This window comes from Psychrobacter luti (assembly GCF_014192115.1).
In the GTDB taxonomy this organism is placed as follows: Bacteria; Pseudomonadota; Gammaproteobacteria; order Pseudomonadales; family Moraxellaceae; genus Psychrobacter; species Psychrobacter luti.
In genome coordinates this window covers 983593-998257 of sequence record NZ_JACHXL010000001.1, presented here as the reverse complement: position 1 = coordinate 998257, position 14665 = coordinate 983593, and the positions used below count along the sequence as shown (strand labels likewise).

Sequence of the window (14665 nt, the reverse complement as noted above, 5' to 3'; positions counted from 1 at the left end):
TAAAAGCAAAATTGATAAGTATCTTATAAGTTCTTAGATGTTTACCATTTTATGTATTTATAAGCCTTGTACAATCATTCCTTTGTAGCAAAATGCAGAAAATTACAGTCACTCTGCACCGTTTTTGTAAAAAAGTAACAGATTAGCAATGAGGAATTTTAAAATAAGCCATATATAGTTTTTTAACATACAATTACGTAGAATATAAATTACGCCATTAGACGCAGCGACGCAATCGCTAAACCTAGACGATAGCGCTAAAAATTACCATTGTGGCTATCTGCCAAAGCCAGTAGAATACCAACATGCTAAATTTAACCCCTCGTTATACCAGCACTCGCATCGACGAGTTGCCCGCCGCGTTGCAACCACTTGCCGCCCAATCCCTTACCCTTGCTAGGCTTTATGCCGGTCGTGGTATCACTGCGCCTGATGAGCTCGACACAGGACTGTCTGGTCTATTGCCAGCCGAGATGCTGCATGGCGTCACCGAAGCAGTGCGTCTATTAGATGTCGCTATCGATGAAGGTCAGCGTATCTTAATCGTTGGGGATTTTGACTGCGATGGGGCAACCAGTACCGCATTGATGATGCGTGCGCTAACAAAGATGGGCGCAGTCGTTGATTTTTTAGTACCTGACCGTTTTAAATATGGCTATGGTCTGACGCCAGAGATTGTCGAGTTAGGTATCAAGACCTATAATCCCGACATGATTGTGACGGTAGATAATGGTATCTCGAGTCACGAAGGGGTGGCGCGCGCGCAAGCTGATGGCATCACGGTCATTATCACTGACCATCACCTAACCACTAAAGAAACACCGCCCGCAGAAGCAGTGGTCAATCCCAATCAGCTCAGCTGTCACTTTAGCAGTAAGGCATTGGTAGGGGTGGGGGTAGCGTTTTATGTGCTGGGACGCTTGGCAAAATTACGCCGCGAAGCAGGAAAATCTAGCGTGCAAGTCAGCCAATATTTGGATTTAGTGGCACTTGGGACGATTGCCGATGTGGGCGTACTCGATAAAAATAATCGCATTTTAGTCCACCATGGCCTGAACGCCATTCGTCAAGGTCGCTGTTCGCTCGGTATATTGGCATTGCTTGAACAAGCAGGTCGTGACCCTAAGCAATTACAGGCACAGGACTTCGGTTTTGTTTTAGGTCCACGTATCAATGCCGCTGGACGTATGGATAATATGCGCATCGGTATCGAGTGCTTATTAACCGATGATTGGAGCACCGCACAGCGTCTGGCGCAGGAGCTTGAACAGCTTAACCGTACGCGCCGCCATGTCGAGGGTGAGATGCGCGCGCAAGCAGATAACATTGTGCAAGCGTTAGCTGCTGTTGAAAATGATGTGAATACTGCTGCTGACGAGAGCGGTGAAAATCTTATTCAGCCTAAAACTAAGAAGCCAACTGTTAATAATCAAAACCGCAGTATTATTTTATATCAAGACGATTGGCATCAAGGCGTTATCGGTATCGTCGCTGGACGTTTAAAAGAAAGCCACTATCTGCCCAGTATCGTCTTTGCGCCAGCCGATACAGAACGTACAGGTGACGACGATGCCATCAAAGGCTCGGCGCGCTCTATTGCAGGCGTACATATTCGTGATGCGATTGAGCAAGTGGCCGAACGTTATCCTGATTTAATCAGCCATTTTGGTGGTCATGCGATGGCAGCAGGTTTAACCATTAAACGTCGCAACTTTGATGGTTTTGTGAGCGCGTTTAACGAAGTGATGGCACAGATGGATGATGAAGTCTTTGCCGAGCAAAAATTTACCGATGGAGCACTACAAGCGGGTGACTTTAGCTTATGGTTTGCGGAGCATTTAGCCAATGCCAGTATCTGGGGTCATGGATTTGCGCCGCCGATATTTGACGGTGTATTTGAGGTATTAAACTTTAAGATATTAAAAGACAAACATCTTAAATTATCACTACGTTATCCTGATGTGCAATATCCAATTGAAGCAATCCAATTCAATTTTGATAGCAGTGCTTGGGATTACCGCGCCGAAAAAGTGCATTTATTATTCCAGCTAGACATTAACGAGTGGAACGGCAAACAGAGCTTGCAGTTGATGGTCAAAGATTTGGCGTTAGTAAAAGAGACGGTAGAAGCGAGCTAGTAGTTTGATGGTATCGACAGTAACGGTGCTTATAATAGTTAGCGTTTAACATTTGCATACTTTCATGCTCTAATATTTCCATTCAATGGTTGGAAATTGCCAGTCATAACGAATGGCAAGCATACGCAAGGTGAAAATCGTCGCCATTGCCAAGATATCAGCAATCCAAGCGGTCACGCCAAGATTGTGCAGCGCAAAGTAGAGGATACCGCCCGTTAACGCAGCGGTAATATAAATCTCTTGCTGTAGCACCAGCGGAATCTCGTTACAAATCATATCGCGGATGATACCGCCGACAATAATCGTAATTACCCCGAGTAATAATGCCACCGGCACATTGGCGCCCATACTATCAGCAACTTTGATGCCGATTAAGGTAAAGGCTGATAGCCCAATGGTATCGGAGAGCTTGAGAAATTTATCAACGCGCCTAGAGTTGGGATGAAAGAATATCTGCATCACCAACGAAGAGATGGTAATAACCGTCAAATAACTCATGTCTACCATCCAAAACAGCGGATGACGATCCAAAATCACATCGCGCACCGTACCGCCGCCGATGGCAGTCACAATCGATACCAATAAGCAGCCAAAGACATCAAAGTTCTTATGCTTGGCTAGTATCGTGCCTGAAATACTACAAGCGACAATCCCAATCATATCAAACAGATAAATCAGCGAGCGCGGGTCAAAAGTAGTAATCAATTCGGAATCTAAAGCGATGGTGAGCATGAGTTTTTCTCATTAAAGCACTGATATTAAAATACTGATGTTTTCTTCGCTAATCATGAAAATCGGCTAAACCGTTAATCAACCAAACGAATCGAAGGCAGATGCCAATCGAATTTAAGCGCCAGCATACGCACGGCAAAGATAATAAATAACATCATAAACTCATTGGTAATAGCATCAACACCCCAGTAATCAAGCACTAAATACGTCACAGACCCTGCGATACTGGCGGTGATATAAATCTCGCGCTGTAGCAGTAGAGGTATCTCATTACAGATAATATCACGTAATAAGCCACCGATAATCGCCGTCCAAACGCCCATCATAACTGCAATAACTGGCGATACATCTTGCGCCAAAGCCACTTTAAAACCAATCACACTAAAAGCCGCCAGCCCAATCGCATCAAAGAACTTAAGCGCTTTATCAATCTTATGATACAGATGAAAGAAAATTTGTAGAATAAGCGAGGTAACGGTAATGACGATGACATAGTTAAGGTCAGTCATCCAAAATAGCGGATGGCGATCGAGCGCCATGTCACGTAATGTACCGCCGCCAATGGCATTGACCATAGAAACTAAAATACAGCCAGCAATATCAAAGCCTTTATGCTGCGCAAGCAAAGTGCCCGCAATGGCACAAGCAATAACGCCAACCATATCTAATAAATACAGTAGAATATCAGGAAAAATAAAGTTACTTATCATGATTTATTTGAGCCTCAACCGTCTTTTGCAAACAATATAAGCCCTAGCATAATTAGCCCAATACCGACCAATCCCAATGCTGAGGGTATCGTGTTATTCAACAATAGTATACCGCCAATTAAAGCAAAGATTACCTCGCTGGCTTGGGTCGAGTCAACGCCTGCTACCTCACTTGAGGTTACCGCTTGTTCACGTGCATAAAGAAATATGCTCGTCGCAGTCACCCCAGCCAACAGTGCGACTAGCAAAGTATTAAATATTTGTGTGGTTGCGGGTGGCTCAGGATGTAAGAGCACGCCTAAAACTATCCAAAATGGAAAGCTACCAAGGGTCATTAGCCAGACTTTGTTAAACGCGTTTTGTAAGAGTGTCGTTTGGATAGCAGGAATGCAGGCAATAAAATTTTGCAGGCGTGACGCAGACTGTCTATCGATAGGTAATATAGGAGCTTCGGTAATGACGCGCTGGGTAGAATTGCCAATATCAGTATCAGAGTCATTTAGTTGAAGATTGTCATGAGCCAGTTGTTGCTCAGCGCTATGTTTGCGAGCGTTAAGCGACACTTGCCAGACCAGCTGATTGCCGATTGGGTAACTGAAGGCGGCGATTAATGCAGGAAGGGCACCATAAAGCAGCATATCAGCCATCGGTGCGCTATTGGTATCGGTTATGGCAGAAGCGCGCAAGCCTTCGCTGACATTGACCAATACCACCCCAATAAAGACCAACAGCGCATAAATAATGAACTTTTTATCGAAGCGCTGCCCAAATGCCAGTAGGACAAGTAGGCTGGTTACCACGGTAAACATAAAAGTTGCGGCAACCACCCAACCTGAAACATGGTCGCCAGCATAGCAAATGCCTGCATAAAATAACCCAAAGCCAATACTGCCGGTAATGCACCAAAAGCCCCAATGCTGACGAAAAATGGTCATCAGCTCTTGAATACGACCAAAGCCATGTTGAAGGATAATAATGGCGGTGATAATCAGCCACATAAAGACATAGCGTAAGCTCGCTGACCAAAACCAGTGACCACCGGCATTACTCATCATCTCATTTAAAATAAATGTCGAGCTAAAAAAGGCTCCCGCCAATAAGCCCAATAAAATCAGTTTGACCATTCATGCGTCCTTGCAGTTGGCTCGTTAGCTATTTAGAGTGTATTTATCTTATCTACTTGGACTGTCGTTTTGCATGACTTATGCAGATATTAGACGGTTATTTACCTTTGGCATCGGCCCAAATAATCTTATGTAATTGCAATTGAAAACGTACCGGTAATGCGTCTGCTAGCATCCATTCAGCCAGCTCACGTGCCAATATGGGTACCTCAGGGCTGCTCATTGCTTCACTATCGGCTACCTCTTCTGCGACATTAAACATCGGTGAAAACCAAACCGTACCAACCAATTTATCCAGCTGATGCGCAAGCAGTTTTTCTTTCGCCCACTCATAATCGCCGCGGTTCATAATGACAAACTTGATTTGGTCATGTTGAGTCAGATAGTCGAGATTTGACCAAAGATTCTTGTCGACTTCACCTGAGCTTGGCGTTTTAAGATCCATCACTTTGCTGACCGCGGGTGGTACATTTTCTACCGTCAGCGCCCCTGCCGTTTCAAGCGATATCTCATAACCGTCATTCAATAAACGCTGCATTAATTCAATGGCATTCGGCTGCGCTAATGGCTCACCGCCGGTTAAGCAGATACGCTTACAAGAATAACCTTTGATGGTAGTGATAATGGCTTCTAGCGACTGACGTTCACCGCCACTAAAAGCGTATTCGGTATCACAATAGACGCAGCGCAGCGGACAGCCGGTCAAGCGTACAAATATCGTTGGTAAGCCTGATGTCAGTGCTTCACCTTGCAGGGAATAAAAAATCTCGGTCAAACGTAAGCCTGCTTCAGGGTCGGTGACAGGAATCAATGATGTGCGTAAAGATAATTCACTCATAATATGTCAAATACGGTTAGAGATTGATAATGCCGTGAGCATTTATCAAATAAAAAAGGTTTAATAATCTGTCTAATGCTAGGAATTTCAGTGTCCAAACGAGATAAAGATTATAACGTAATGTCTTACATTAAACTTGCCATTAAGTTGCTATTAACTTGGCATAAAGCATTAAAAAAGATGCTAGAGTCAACCCCAGCATCTTTGATGATAAAAACAATTAATGTAATGATTAAAACGTAATAAATAAAGCATTAGGCTAAACGTAATAACTCATTGACTGATGTTTTAGCACGGGTTTGCGCATCGACTTTTTTCACGATAATAGCGGCGTATAAACTGTGCGTGCCGTCTTCTGATGGCAAGCTACCCGGTACAACGACTGATCCAGCTGGCACACGGCCGCGATGAATCTCACCCGTTTCGCGGTCATAAATGCGCGTTGATTGCCCAATAAACACACCCATAGAAATCACTGAACCTTCTTCTACAATCACGCCTTCAACGATTTCAGAGCGCGCACCGATGAAGCAGTTGTCTTCGATAATCGTTGGATTGGCTTGCAGAGGTTCTAAGACACCACCGATACCGACGCCGCCTGATAAATGTACATTTTTACCGATTTGGGCACATGAGCCGACTGTTGCCCACGTATCTACCATCGCGCCTTGGTCGACATAAGCGCCAATATTGACATACGATGGCATCAATACGGCACCGGCTGCGATGTATGAGCCTTTACGGGCAACCGCTGGTGGTACCACGCGTACGCCAGCTTCTTTAAATTGCGCTTCTGTCCAGTTGGCAAACTTCGTGGGTACTTTGTCATAGAACTGCACGTGTTCGCCCGCAGCTTGGACATAGTTATCATTTAAACGGAATGATAATAAAACCGCTTTTTTAGCCCACTGATTGACCACCCATTCGCCATCTTTTTTCTCTGCCACACGCAAGCTACCGTTGTCCAGTTGCTCAAGCACTTCGTTGATGGCATCGCGTACGTCTTTTGGCATGGTTGCTGGGCTATATTCGTTACGATTTTCAAAGGCTTGTTCAATGGTTTGTTGCAATGACATAAATATTCCTAAAATTGATGGAAGGTAAATAAAAGCGAGTAAGAAGAGCGGTTCTAATAAAGTGAATAAAAGCGTTTTAACTCAAAAACGGGCTTGCTGTATTGTCGCTAATTTGGCGGCTTTTAGCAAATAAGTTCAGCGCCAGTAACAGTGCTGCTATTCATTTCTAATGCCGCTATTAATTAGGAGTATGGCTCGTTATCCACCCTAAGATGTCTTGATAAACCAACGCTTTGTTTTGCTCATGGAGTGGTTCATGGCGCATGTGCGGGTAAAGCTGAAGCTCGACATCACTAAAGTTCTGTTTTTCTAAACGGCTGGCAATTTTGCGGATGCCTTTACCCATATCGCCAATAGGATCGTTTTCACCACTGACCAATAACATAGGAAAGCCTTTGGCAACGGTTGTCGCCCAGTTTTTATTGAGGCCAGCGTCCATTAAGGTGAATAATGTTAAAAAGCCATTATTGGTAAATTCAAAGCCAGTCAAGGGATCTGCTTCGTAGGCTTCGACAGCCGTGGGGTCTTCATTTAACCATGCAAACTCTGAAGCAGAAATACGGTTATCAAGCTTACTATTGAGCACTTTATTCATTACGTTGGCAAACACGGTATTTGGCTTTCTAGGAGCCGCTTTTGCTAAGATTTTATTAATCGGCAGCAGTACTTTAGTCAATGGATTGGCATCAGCTGTGCCCATTAGAATTGCACCAGTAAAGTTCTGCGCGTGGTGCTTGAGAACGTTACGCACAATAAACGAGCCCATCGAGTGACCCATGACAAAATGCGGTACATTAGGATGGCGCGCCTTTAGGCTGTCTGCCATGATAATAACGTCTTTTAACAACGACTGTACTGGATGCTCTTCAGCAAAAAAACCCAAATCACTGGCTGATTTGACCGTCTGACCATGACCAAGCTGATCATAAGTGGCGACCGCAATACCGTTATTTGCTAAAAACTGCGCAAACTCTGCATAGCGTCCACTGTGTTCCGCCATACCATGCACAATCAACAAGGTAGCAGTAATCGCCGTGCTAGTATCGCTTGGCTCAAAAAAATTATGATGTAAATAATGGGTATTGTCAGAGGAAGTAATTTGTTCAGTGTGACTCATAAAAATCCAGTCCTTGAATGGTGAAGGGTTAAAATATAAACAGTATATATAGGTATAAAGGTTTTATTATAAAAATAAATAATGGGGGCGAACAATCTAATCGCCAAGCGTTACAGGGTCAAATTGTTTGCTCGTTTATGGTATATCGTACAATAGTCTGGGTATAAATGCTTTTATTTTATGTTTTGATGATTAAAGAAGGTCGAGTGAGTAGGGCGAAATCTATTTGAATGCATTGCATATATTTAAGAATTCAGCTGAGGTTATAAGCTCTGCAGAACTAAGAGAAAAGGATATTGGATTAACGATTTTATGCTTTAGATATTTATAAAATGGAAAAGCAGCCATAAAAAAACCCCCATCAAAGTGATGAGGGTCTTGGCAAATGCCATAATCGAATCAAAAATGACTCAAAAAATTTACTACTAAAATATGGCTCTCCAACCTGGGCTCGAACCAGGGACACACGGATTAACAGTCCGTTGCTCTACCAACTGAGCTATTGGAGAATAAGCGGTAAGTGTTTAATTGCTTACTGCGAGCTTAGAAAGTCTCTAACGAGTTCTTGCTAAGTGGGGCGTATTCTAGCAAAGATAAAAAATACGTCAAGCTTTTTTTGCATATTTAGTAAAGATTGTTCTTTTACTTGCTAGATAAGCCCTTTTACAAGGGTTTTAGCTAAAAGCGAGCAATTGTAATATCCATAAAAACTATACATCAGTAAATAAAATAACAAGCCAATACTGTGTTTAATCATTACCTTTTCATAAATATTTTCATCTAATAGGCATTTATTTGCGATTTATCAGAGGCTGCTGTATAACGGACATTCAAAATAGATAGGCTTCTGATAACGGTAAGGAATATTATGTCGCAATACAATACCAGCTCTACTGCCAAAAGTGCACCTTTAAACCATGAGTTATATATGTCGGTGTTAATGACACCAGATATGGCAAACTTTATAGGCAATGTGCACGGCGGTGATTTGCTCAAGATGCTTGATCAAGTCGCTTATGCTTGCGCCAGTCGCTATAGTGGTAGTTACGTCGTGACGCTATCGGTCGATCAGGTAATGTTCCGTGAGCCTATCTATGTCGGCGAGTTGGTTACCTTTGCAGCCAGTATCAACTACGTCGGCAGAACGTCTATGGAAGTGGGAATTCGTGTTGAAGCCGAAGATGTTCGCGCCCGTACGATTCGCCATACCAATAGCTGCTATTTTACTATGGTAGCAATTGACGATAATGGTAAGCCAACCCCTGTGCCTGAGCTTGAAATTAAAAATGAGATGCAGCAATGCCGTTTTGATGCAGGCTTAGCGCGTAAAAACCTGCGTATGGAAGACTCGCATCGTCCCAGTTGTGATATTAATCAAATGATTGGTGAAAGTTTAGGCGCTGGAAATCTAGACGCTGAAAACAAGGCAGATAAAGGCATGGTTGGCGAGCTTTCTCAGCGTAGCAATGCGAAGTAGGGCGCCCTCAAACTATCGCGTCTATTAAAGCTATCAGTACTTAAACAAAGTCTCACGAAAACCTTACTGACCAGGGCTAGGTTTTTGGTTAAATTTAATGATAAATAAAGCGAATCAAAACAGTTAAATATTCTGGCTTAGCTGTTTGATTCGCTACTTTAATTCATTATATAGACCATTTATTGAGACTCATATGAGTTCAGAATCCTCGCAATCTTCAAAGTCCTATGTTAAACAGCAGCCAACACCGCAGACCATTCATACTCGCGGTGGTGGTAGCTCGTATTCTAATGCCACGAATATCTCCTCTCAATCTGCACCCGATAATAATAAAAAAGAGGATGATAAAAAATCTTCCTCATTGACTACGGTACTGATTGCGGTTGGGGCAAATCTTATTATTGCCATTGCCAAAACAATTGCGGCCTTTATGACCGGTTCTGCTTCTATGATAGCGGAATCCGCGCACTCTTGGGCAGACGCGGGTAATGGTACTTTGTTAATCGTTGCAGAAAAAAAATCGATCAAACCTGCTGATAAAAGTCATCCATTAGGCTATGGTAAAGAATCATACGTGTGGTCGATGATTGCTGCCTTTGGCGTCTTTATGGCGGGCTCCATTGTTTCTATTTATACCGGTATTACCGAATGGAATGCGTCCGAAACTGACACCAACTATACCATCGGCTTTATTGTCTTAGCAGTTGCCTTTGTACTTGAAGGCTTTTCCCTGTTGCAAGCTTATTTGCAAAGTAAAAAACATGGCGAGGCTATCAACCTTAGCGCCCTCGGTTATGTTATTGATACCTCAAACCCAACCTTGCGCGGCGTCTTCTTTGAGGATTTAGCAGCGGTCATTGGCTTGGTCATTGCCGCAGCGGCGATGGGCATGCATGCTTATACCGGACAACCTTTTTGGGATGCGCTTGGATCAATTGTTGTCGGTATACTGTTGGGTATGGTCGCTATCTTTTTAATCAGCCGCAATCGCGATTTTTTGGTTGGCTATAAAGTCTCAGAAAAAATGCATTGCTACATATTAACTGAGTTATTAAATCATCCGGATATCGATAGCGTCTCTTATTTACATTTGGAATGGGTCGGACCCAAAAAAGTATTTATGGTGGCCGCAGTAGACATCGCTGGTAACCAGAAAGAACAACAAATCGCGCAAAAATTTGAAGATATTGAAAATCAGTTTCGCGCCAATCCGCTATTTCAAGAAGCCATCCTAACGCTGTCAGTCCCTAATGCTGAGATTCTATTCCCACCAGATGTCTGATACTGTTTAAAAGGTCTATTTAATAACTGAACATTAATAACTGAACATTAATAACCATACTACTTAAAACTATAATGCCGAAAACTATAATAATGAGAGCCTAATATGAAACGTTCTAATAACGCTACTATAAAAAAGTCGCGAAAGTATACCAGTGCCATAAACCCATTGCTCACCTTAGTAGTAACGACGCTTTTATCAGCGCCTATCGTCAATGCCAATGCAGAATTGATTATCCATAGTGAGCCCAATACGGTTAATAACAACGCCAATAATATTGCCAATCAGAAAAATAATAAACAAGCACCGACTGATGTTTCTATTATCAAGTTGATGCAAGTGATGCATATTGACGAGCAAATAGAATCTATCGTTAATGGCCAACAGGCGGCTATCGATGCCATCAATATGCAAACACAACAACAGGCTCAAAACGGCAGTCAGCAAGTAAATGATAAGCCGTTAAACAAGCGTCAACGTGAATTACAAGCGCAGATTCAAAGTGTTCTAGGTCAATACGCTAAGATTATGAGCAATGGGATAGGCGATGCTACTGACGCGCAGACTTTAACGCAAGCTTATATCAGTGCGGCTAAGACTTACTATACACAAGCAGAAGTTGATGCCCAAATCAAATTTTATGATACGGAAATGGGTCAAAGTATTCTTGCCAAGCAACCACAAATTACGGCGGCCTTTTTACAGCAATCATTGCCAGAAGATACCAGTGAAACTGAAGCACAACTGGGCGAGCTTTTGCCACAAATGAAGCAAATCATTAAAGGTGTTTTTTAACTTTGCTATTTTAAAGCTTAGTTTCAACGCTTGTCTCCAACGTCAACTCCTTTAGATGTGATTGCAATTCAAACTTAAAATCTTCGTGCATAAAAACTCGTACATAAAAAAAGGTCACTATTAAAGTGACCTTTTTATAATTTTATAACTTATTTTAATGTTTTGTTGATTTATAAGGCATTTATTTTTTTGGCGCATTGGCACCGATAAACCAAGCATCTTTATCAACGATACGGCTAACTTCAGTCAATAAATCAGCGGTATCTTCATCGCCTACATCACCCGCAGTATCAATCGCTTCGCGCAATGAAGCGGCAATAGTTTTATAGCGGTTGGTAAGCTCGCGCACATGCTCATCCACTTCTGTAATATCAGTTGGGTAAGTCTCTAAAATAGAGTCCTCAACGACACGTTTAGAGATGCCATTGGCTTTACCACCAAGGATAACAATGCGTTCAGCAACCGTATCATAAGCTTCTGTTAAGCGCTCATAAGTGTCATCTAATAGCTGATGCACACCAATAAAGCCAGTACCTTGCAAATTCCAATGGCACTGTTTGCTATCCATGCTTAAGTCAATTAAATTTGCCAAGTTGGCATTCAATAACTCGATCATTTTTTTAGCTGTCTTATCATCAATACCACTTGCGAAACGTTCTCTCATGTTCTTCTCCATTGTATTATTTTACATCGTTAGTGAATAAGCTGTTAGTGAGTCAGCCGTTAATGAATATATAGATTGTTATTAATATTCTTCCAAATAAATATTCATTAAATGCTCAATAGCTAATTAAGGATTTACTAATCGTTTTTCTGTTTATTATGTATTGATATTTATTTAATTCAATACTGATAATAGCAGCTTAAATTCGCTATGGAACCCTTGTGCGTTAGGCTTTATTAAGTGGTCGTGTAATGAGTTTGTTAATCGTGAAAATCTTTGTAAGTTTAACCGCGGCTCTGTGCGTTTTTTATAAAGAAAAAGTGCTTATATGGCTGGTAGTATTCTAGAAATACTCAGCCTAGTGCTTCTGTCTCGGACGTTATGTGCTTATTTACACGAGGCTGACTTGATCTTTTGCTTTGGCTTTTAGATAGCATGACCGTTAAAGGAGAAACCCAGATATTATCCTTTAAAAACTGTAGTTTAGACCCCATATTGTTATAAATCTAACCTCTTATAACCTTTTATAAATACCAGGAAGAAAGCCATTATGCGAATGCCTGAACCGCGCTCGTCGCGTCAGTTAAACCAATTGGCCACTCAGCTGCAAGGCGAAGCCGAAATTAGTGGTGTCAACGCGTCTGGGACGCAAATATCAAGTCGTGCTTTTGAGATGGTCACAGAATTTGAGCCAGCAGGGGACCAGCCGCAAGCGATCGAAAAGTTAGTCAAGGGTATTAATTCTGGCATGGATGAGCAGCTGTTACTTGGAGTGACGGGTTCGGGTAAGACCTATACTATGGCAAAGGTCATCTCTGAGACTCAACGCCCTACCATTATTATGGCGCATAATAAAACCCTTGCCGCGCAGTTATATGGTGAGTTTAAGTCATTTTTCCCCAACAATGCCGTTGAGTATTTCGTCAGTTACTATGATTACTATCAGCCAGAAGCTTATGTCGCGGCTAGTGATACTTTTATCGAAAAAGACAGCGCCATTAACGACCATATTGACCAAATGCGTCTGTCAGCGACCCGGGCTTTATTAGAGCGTCGTGATGCGATTATCGTCGCTTCAGTATCCTGTATCTATGGTTTGGGTGATCCAGAGAGTTATCTGAAAATGCTGCTGCATATTGTAGTCGGAGACAAAATAGACCGTACCGCAACGATTAAGCGCTTGGTTGAAATGCAATATACCCGTAACGAGCTGGACTTTGGACGTGGTACTTATCGCTTGCGCGGTGAGTTGTTGGATATCTACCCAGCTGAGTCTGAGCAGTTGGCAGTGCGTGTGCATCTGTTTGACAATGAAGTCGAGAAAATTACGTGGTTTGATCCATTGACTGGCAAGACAGTACGCAAAGTGCCGCGTATTACTATTTATCCAAAATCGCATTATGTGACGCCTCGCAATAAATTAGAAGCTGCCAGTCATACGATTCGTGCTGAGCTTGAGCCGCGTCTCGAGTATTTCCGTGAAAACAATAAATTGATCGAAGCGCAGCGTCTTAAAGAGCGGACCCAGTATGATCTTGAGATGATTCAGCAGCTTGGCTACTGTAACGGTATCGAAAACTACTCACAGCATCTTTCTGGTCGTCCGTCAGGGGAAGCGCCGCCAACATTGTTTGATTATATTCCAGAGGATGCGTTGCTATTCATTGATGAGTCACACGTGACCGTTTCGCAAATTGGCGCGATGTATAAAGGTGATAGATCGCGTAAAGAGAACCTCGTCAATTATGGCTTTCGTTTGCCAAGTGCGATGAATAACCGCCCGATGAAGTTTGAAGAGTGGGAACGTATCAAACCTAAAACGATTTACGTTAGTGCTACGCCGGCACTATATGAGCTTGAGCACAGCGAGCAAGTCGTCGAGCAGGTGGTACGTCCAACGGGTTTGATTGATCCAGAGATTGAAATTCGTCCGGTATTGACTCAAGTTGATGATGTGCTATCGGAGATTACTAAGCGTCGTGAAAAAGATGAACGCGTTTTAATTACCACTTTGACCAAGCGTATGTCAGAGGATTTGACCAGCTATCTAAAAGAATACGATGTGAAAGTCGCTTATCTGCACTCGGATATTGATACGGTAGAGCGCATGCAAATCATTCATGAACTGCGTACTGGCGTCCATGATGTGCTGGTCGGCATCAACCTATTACGTGAAGGTTTAGATATGCCAGAAGTTTCACTGGTGGCGATATTTGATGCGGATAAGGAGGGCTTCTTGCGTTCTGAGCGGGCACTGATTCAGACCATTGGTCGTGCTGCGCGTCATATCAATGGTAAGGCTATCCTTTATGCTGATCGCATTACTAACAGTATGCAAAAGGCAATAGACGAGACCGATCGTCGCCGCGAAAAACAAGTGGCATTTAACTTTGAGCATAACATCACGCCAAAAGGCGCGCGTCGTAGTATCACGGATAAAATCGATACCGGTGATGACCATGATGCCAATGATAATCAGGCGATTCCGGTCAAAAGTCATCTACCTGATGTCGATATCAGTATTTTACGTAGCCCTGATTTGTTGGCCAAAGAAATCAAACGCCTCGAGAAGCAGATGCAGCAGATGTCACGGGATTTAAAATTTGAAGAAGCGGCAAAAACTCGTGATAAAGTGTTGGAGTTAAAAGCGCATTTAATCTAGTAGGTTAAGGCGGACTGAATGTAAACGTAGATAAGGTGAGTTGCATATTT

Annotated in this window: 12 protein-coding genes and 1 tRNA gene; 5 read left to right on the top strand and 8 right to left on the bottom strand. The window is 42.7% G+C overall.

Going from position 1 to position 14665, the window contains the following annotated elements; genetic code table 11:
• Nucleotides 1–305 precede the first annotated feature (305 nt).
• Nucleotides 306–2138, top strand: a complete 1833-nt coding sequence (gene recJ, locus FHS24_RS03950) for a single-stranded-DNA-specific exonuclease RecJ (protein ID WP_183618865.1) — start codon at nt 306–308, stop codon at nt 2136–2138.
• 69 nt (nt 2139–2207) lie between these two features.
• On the opposite strand, the gene FHS24_RS03945 is transcribed toward recJ, so the two are convergent.
• The 7 genes from FHS24_RS03945 to FHS24_RS03915 form a co-directional block, all read right to left on the bottom strand.
• Complete coding sequence (locus FHS24_RS03945; protein WP_183618864.1) at nt 2208–2870, bottom strand: trimeric intracellular cation channel family protein; 663 nt, start codon at nt 2868–2870, stop codon at nt 2208–2210.
• Nucleotides 2871–2944: 74 nt separating this feature from the next.
• Nucleotides 2945–3580, bottom strand: a complete 636-nt coding sequence (locus FHS24_RS03940) for a trimeric intracellular cation channel family protein (protein WP_183618863.1) — start codon at nt 3578–3580, stop codon at nt 2945–2947.
• A gap of 14 nt (nt 3581–3594) precedes the next feature.
• Nucleotides 3595–4704 (bottom strand): multidrug resistance efflux transporter family protein, encoded by a 1110-nt coding sequence (locus FHS24_RS03935; protein ID WP_183618862.1) that lies wholly within the window; start codon nt 4702–4704, stop codon nt 3595–3597.
• A 97-nt stretch (nt 4705–4801) separates the two neighbouring features.
• A complete protein-coding gene (queE, locus tag FHS24_RS03930) occupies nt 4802–5542 on the bottom strand; it encodes a 7-carboxy-7-deazaguanine synthase QueE (RefSeq protein ID WP_183618861.1) in 741 nt (246 codons plus the stop codon).
• A 254-nt stretch (nt 5543–5796) separates the two neighbouring features.
• Entirely contained in the window at nt 5797–6618 is an 822-nt protein-coding gene (dapD, locus tag FHS24_RS03925) for a 2,3,4,5-tetrahydropyridine-2,6-dicarboxylate N-succinyltransferase (protein ID WP_183618859.1), read from the bottom strand.
• Nucleotides 6619–6796: 178 nt separating this feature from the next.
• Complete coding sequence (locus tag FHS24_RS03920; protein WP_183618857.1) at nt 6797–7735, bottom strand: alpha/beta hydrolase; 939 nt, start codon at nt 7733–7735, stop codon at nt 6797–6799.
• Between the two features lie 433 nt (nt 7736–8168).
• Nucleotides 8169–8244, bottom strand: a tRNA-Asn gene (locus FHS24_RS03915).
• 359 nt (nt 8245–8603) lie between these two features.
• Here FHS24_RS03915 and FHS24_RS03910 point away from each other — a divergent pair.
• The 3 genes from FHS24_RS03910 (at nt 8604) to FHS24_RS03900 (ending at nt 11289) form a co-directional block, all read left to right on the top strand.
• On the top strand, nt 8604–9212 hold the full coding sequence (locus FHS24_RS03910) for an acyl-CoA thioesterase (protein WP_227671716.1): 609 nt from the start codon (nt 8604–8606) through the stop codon (nt 9210–9212).
• 193 nt (nt 9213–9405) lie between these two features.
• Complete coding sequence (locus FHS24_RS03905) at nt 9406–10494, top strand: cation diffusion facilitator family transporter (protein ID WP_183618854.1); 1089 nt, start codon at nt 9406–9408, stop codon at nt 10492–10494.
• Nucleotides 10495–10599: 105 nt separating this feature from the next.
• On the top strand, nt 10600–11289 hold the full coding sequence (locus tag FHS24_RS03900; RefSeq protein WP_183618852.1) for a DUF2059 domain-containing protein: 690 nt from the start codon (nt 10600–10602) through the stop codon (nt 11287–11289).
• A 181-nt stretch (nt 11290–11470) separates the two neighbouring features.
• Here FHS24_RS03900 and dps read toward each other — a convergent pair whose 3' ends face one another.
• Entirely contained in the window at nt 11471–11953 is a 483-nt protein-coding gene (dps, locus tag FHS24_RS03895; protein ID WP_183618850.1) for a DNA starvation/stationary phase protection protein Dps, read from the bottom strand.
• A 550-nt stretch (nt 11954–12503) separates the two neighbouring features.
• Here dps and uvrB point away from each other — a divergent pair.
• The gene (gene uvrB, locus FHS24_RS03890) at nt 12504–14615 is read left to right on the top strand and encodes an excinuclease ABC subunit UvrB (protein ID WP_183618848.1); all 2112 of its coding nucleotides are present in this window, start codon (nt 12504–12506) and stop codon (nt 14613–14615) included.
• The last annotated feature ends 50 nt before the right edge of the window (nt 14616–14665 follow it).